At 63.1% G+C, this 4,574-nt stretch carries 4 protein-coding genes and 2 pseudogenes; 5 read left to right on the top strand and 1 reads right to left on the bottom strand.

The genetic code is table 11. From position 1 onward, the window contains the following. The 5 genes and pseudogenes from CWS39_RS27885 to CWS39_RS27870 all read left to right on the top strand — a co-directional run. Window positions 1-453, top strand: a 453-nt coding sequence (locus CWS39_RS27885) for a zinc ribbon domain-containing protein (RefSeq protein WP_142386973.1), incomplete at its 5' end; no start/stop codon positions are given. 566 nt (window positions 454-1,019) lie between these two features. Further along, window positions 1,020-1,463 (top strand): hypothetical protein, encoded by a 444-nt coding sequence (locus CWS39_RS27880; protein WP_142386972.1) that lies wholly within the window; start codon window positions 1,020-1,022, stop codon window positions 1,461-1,463. Beyond that, window positions 1,393-1,887 (top strand): annotated as a pseudogene (locus tag CWS39_RS29910) (TetR/AcrR family transcriptional regulator); the annotation flags it as partial. The gene CWS39_RS27880 and the pseudogene CWS39_RS29910, both read left to right, overlap by 71 nt. Window positions 1,888-2,394: 507 nt before the next feature. Beyond that, window positions 2,395-2,598 (top strand): annotated as a pseudogene (locus CWS39_RS29905) (LysM peptidoglycan-binding domain-containing protein); the annotation flags it as partial. Window positions 2,599-2,743: 145 nt separating this feature from the next. Further along, complete coding sequence (locus CWS39_RS27870; protein WP_102146061.1) at window positions 2,744-3,103, top strand: hypothetical protein; 360 nt, start codon at window positions 2,744-2,746, stop codon at window positions 3,101-3,103. Here CWS39_RS27870 and CWS39_RS27865 read toward each other — a convergent pair. Further along, a complete protein-coding gene (locus CWS39_RS27865; protein ID WP_102146060.1) occupies window positions 3,064-3,765 on the bottom strand; it encodes a hypothetical protein in 702 nt (233 codons plus the stop codon). The genes CWS39_RS27870 and CWS39_RS27865 overlap by 40 nt on opposite strands. Window positions 3,766-4,574: the final 809 nt, after the last annotated feature.

Genomic DNA, 4,574 nt, shown 5'->3' with positions numbered 1-4,574 from the left:
ATAGAGATGATGCGCCGCAAGGCTGAAAGCGCCGGCGGCCAGCCACTCTACGAGTACGACCCCCGCACCACCGCCTTGTCGCAAACATGTCTGTGCGGGAACCGCAAGAAGAAGCCGCTCTCGCAACGGACCCACCGCTGCGGGTGCGGCATAAGTGAAGATCGGGACCTGTTTTCGGCTTACCTGGGACTGCACGTCCGAACCGGGGTCGATGGGGTCGATCGGCTGGACTTGCCGTCAGCCCAACAGGGCTGGGGGCGTCGTCAGGGCGTCGACGAGTCGCCGAAGTCCAGCCGTAGTGCATCAGCACGCAAGCGGCGAGGCCGCAGACATCCGCTCTCGCGGAGGTCGGTGGCGCGTATCAACGCCAGGCGTAAAGCCAAAACCGTGATGCGACAAAGCTGCTCGGCGCAAACCTCCACTACCGACCAGCCCACGGCGATAGCCGCATGAACGTCCTATCGAGACAGCCGGCCGGCACGAGGAATCCCCGCAGTTCACTGCGGGGAGGACGTCAAGATCTGAGTTTGTGCCTCTGAGAAGGTCTTCGTCGCTTCGGCTACGGCCGGATCGTTCCAACGCCAGTTCACGCCGCTTACTGCGGGCAGCCACGCGTGGTATGCGCGGCTCCAGCGCGACCCGAGTGCCGTGTAGGCGTCGCAGGTCTGCGTTCGTGCGGCCGCGGCGGGGGGGAACGCTGGGTTCGGCGGATGCCGGCGCCGATTGCGATTGCCCAGTCGGTGTTGGCTCAATGGCGCTGCGTAGTGCCCATCCGCTCACCCCTGCCGCCGCTATGGCGGCGATCACGGCGGTGCTGGTGATCCAGCGTGGCCAGCGGCGGCGGGGTTGGTGGTCGAGGTGTCCACCTTGTGCGGTTGGCGGGGTTGGTGGTTCGGCCACGGTCACCCACAGGATTATCGCTCGTTGTCGCGGGTTACTGGTGCATGCTGCTAATCGTGTGGCTTTCGGTGTGGGCAGCGGGGGCGAAGAGATGGGTGCGGCAACATCGCGTTGCGCTTGTGGCCGCGCTGATCGTCGGCTACGCCGTCGGACGGCTGTGCGCGATTCCGGGTACGACAGAATTCTGGAGGATCGCGGCGCAGCCGGCCGCCACGCTCACCGCCGGCATCGCCGCCGTCAGTGCCGCGTTGATCGCTGCCTACCAGGTCCGGCAGACCCGTAACCAGGACCACCGCCACCATCGCAACGACGAAATCTGGAAGCGGTTCGAATGGGTAGTGGACCGCCTGACATCGGCTACAGGATCCAACTCGGCCACCGCCCCCGCCCTGACGCCCAAACAGGCGAGCGAGATGCTCGAGTCGATCAAGAACGCGGCCGATGATCTCGATGACCCGCATCTTTCCGTCATGATCGGCTTTTACATGGGCAATGAGTTGGGAGATCTCAAGCGCGCCGGTGTCGATCTCACCCCACCAGTTCGCGAGGAGCCCGATCAGTGAGCACAATGGGACCTGGAGGCACGACATGAGTTTCAACGGGATGCTCACCGAAGCCGAGCCACTACAGGCGGCCCGAGCGGCGCTCGTCATGGCGGGCGCAATCGTCGATGACCCAAAGGTGCCCGAGGAAGCACGGGAAACCGCCAACCAGATACTGCAGTTCGACGAGGCAGAACTGGCCAAACGTATCCGCGACGCACGCACAACGCCATCGGTAACCCCGCAGCCGAATACTGAACCCGAACCTGAGGTGTCGCCTCAACCCGTGGACGACGACCCCAAGCACAGTCGCCGCGAACTGCTCATCGACACAGCACTGCGGATCATCGACAAAGGGGAAGCTGATCTCGCGATCGACCGCCTGGCGCAAGAAAGCGGCGTCACGAGGGCCACAGTCTTCCAGCACTTCCGAAGTACGGCTGGACTGCGGTCGGCGATCAGCGAACGGATTGGCGACAGGGTGGTGGTTGCGATCGACGAGTCTGGTGCTCTCAATGACACCGAGGACCTGCGAAAAGCGTTGCAAGCCGCGGTCGAGCACTACGTCGGCGCCGCCACACAACATCCGAACACGTTCCGGTTCCTCAAGAAAACAGTGCCGCCGGCCGAACAACCGGCCGCGCTGGTGGCCCGCGCACTGGCAGCGAAGTTGACTCGTGCTGAAACCGCATCTCCGCCGGCGCCCGAGGCGGTCGAGTTAGCAGCATCCACTCTGCTTGGCGCTGCAGCATCGGCAACAGACTGGTGGCTGGGCCCGGACGCGGCCAGTCAACGTCAGCTGCCGCCGGAACAACTTGTCACCTACGTGGCCAAATCGTCAGAAGCCTTTGCCCGCTGGATGCCGTCGATCGCCGCCAATACGATGCTGGCGAACATCAAAGTAGCTGGGCTTTACGATGATTCAGCCTGGCTGTGGACCGATCCTCATCTCGATCCCGGGCTCGGCGCTGAGCCGCGTACCTACACGGTGGCTTCCGGTGACACACTCTGGGCGATCGCTGAACGGTTCTACGGCGACGGCAGCAAGTACCGGCAGATCGCCTCCGCCAACGACTTCGCGAATCCCGAACTCATCGAGCAAGCGAACGCACCGCTCACTCCTGGGCGGGTACTCACAATCCCGGCTGACACTTAGCCGTGACCGGCCGCCGCAACACCGCTACAAGCCCTCCACGACCTATAGCGTGCCACGCTATAGTCACTGGTATGCGGAGCCGAGACATCCACTGATGCGCCGCAACCAATTCGACGCTCCCCCAAGTTCTCCGACGACTCGGGTCATGGCCCAAACGGACGAGAACCGCACCATCAGCCGCGCCGAGCACCTACAGAAAGTGCGCTCTGCCGTCGATGCGGTCGCCGCCTACGCCGTCGACGGATCACCCGAGGCCCTTCTGGCCGACGCAGTCCGCCACCTCACCGCAGCCGTATCCCAACCGCGCACCACTGCAGAACCCGGCCCGTTTACCGACCCGTTCGCACGTGCGATCCTCGCCGCCATCGTTCACAAGAACGGCGGAAGTCTTGAAATAACGCTCGACGAACTCCTCGACGCCGGAAACCCAACCCTCACAGCGCACTACGACGAAAGACGACGCCTCTACCGCATCGAGTCGGCATCAGTCCCGGATAAGCCGTAGTCTTGGCCCTCGACGGAGTCCGTGGCGGCTGTTCGTTGCCAGCTGCTCAGTAAAGCTGGGTCGAAGTGCACGAACCACCACTCTTGCGGGATGATCGCGCCCCTGGCGCTTATCGTCGCCTGATGCTCCGACTCGGGATTTAGGACACGACTCACCGCGCGAGCATCCTCCACCCTTTCCAGTGTCAGATACGCCGAATAGGGGTTGCCAGCTGGCGGAGCCCACGCCGCCGCGTGGCGCGACTCGTATAGTCGGTAGAGGTGCGTATCGCCTTGGCATGAGTTGTGGGTACGGATACCTCGACGCCATAGATCCAGCCCCAGTGGCGCGATTCTTGTATCGAGGTTGATGCCGTCAACTGTGACCACTTCGTGCGGGTGTTCGCACGCGTCGGCCCATGGCGCGGCCCAGCCAGGGATGAATGTCCAGAACACCCTGGCATATGTTTTCCTCCCCCTGATCATGCCGCTGGTACCGGCCAGTCTGTTGAGGCCTGGCCCCATCGCGATGGCCCACGCCGCCGCGGAGGCGATGAGCAGCAGGAGCTGGCCGGAGAAGTAGGCCACCAAAGCCATCGCCATGGCGAAGCCGGCGCTGCCGGCAAAGAGGACGAGGTCCTTCCAGCCGGGGCCAGCTATGTCGTCAAATTGATTGTTCCTCAATGCAAGCCGCCTTGCGCGTCGCGATTATTCCCGCGTTCAGGCCTCCGGTGCGGTGTGAACGTCTGGTACCAGCGCCTTGGACGCCACTGGTACCAGCGCCTTACTCGCCTGGCGAGATACTCGCCCCTCAGCCGCGACCCTTTCTGACAACAGAGTGATCTGTGCGCGTATGCGCTCGGAAATGGCGTCGAGCACTCGGGTGTCATCACCGCGTCCGAGTTGGGCGTACAGCCGGTTCTTCTCGACTTGCAACTGCCGATATGCGTCGCTGGCATGACGTTCGACGCCACGCGCGTCTCCAGTCCACCACTGCAAAACTGGGCCCGTTTTCCGACCGGTTCGCACGTGCGGGTGGATTCTCAATTCATCAACGCCGACCCCGGTGTCCGTCTGCACCGCGGGATCAGTCCTCCGGGCGAGAAAACGCCTACCTCCAGGCGAGATCCTGAGTTCAATCATCCGAATTCCTTTTGACTGGACGCTGATTCGTTGCCGCCCTGGCGGACGCTCGCATCGTCGATGCGTACATACCAAACGGCGCAATCGTCAGACACCACCCCAACCTTTCACGTACCAGGACAGCAAGCCAGCCGCATCGGGCTGCACGTTCGGACTGCTCCGAGTGTCGTGTTCATAACCGACGCACTTCGTCTGCAAGCGCACTGTGGCCGCGTAGTTCAAGCGCAGCCGCGATCGATGCCGACTTTGGCCGCTTCAGCAATCCGTAAGAGGAAGCCGCATACTCAGCTGCACTGTTGATACTCCATACATCGTCTTGGGTCAGGTGTCGGCTGCCAGCTAGAAGGGAC

The organism is Mycobacterium hubeiense (genome assembly GCF_002838065.1).
Classification (GTDB): domain Bacteria; phylum Actinomycetota; class Actinomycetes; order Mycobacteriales; family Mycobacteriaceae; genus Mycobacterium; species Mycobacterium hubeiense.
The sequence above is the reverse complement of the archived record's forward strand: the minus strand, read 5'-3'. Positions and strand labels throughout refer to the sequence as shown.

Coding starts and splice junctions, on each gene's coding strand:
- CWS39_RS27870 (WP_102146061.1), top strand. CDS start 2,744: ATGGCCCAAACGGACGAGAACCGCACCATCAGCCGCGCCGAGCACCTA.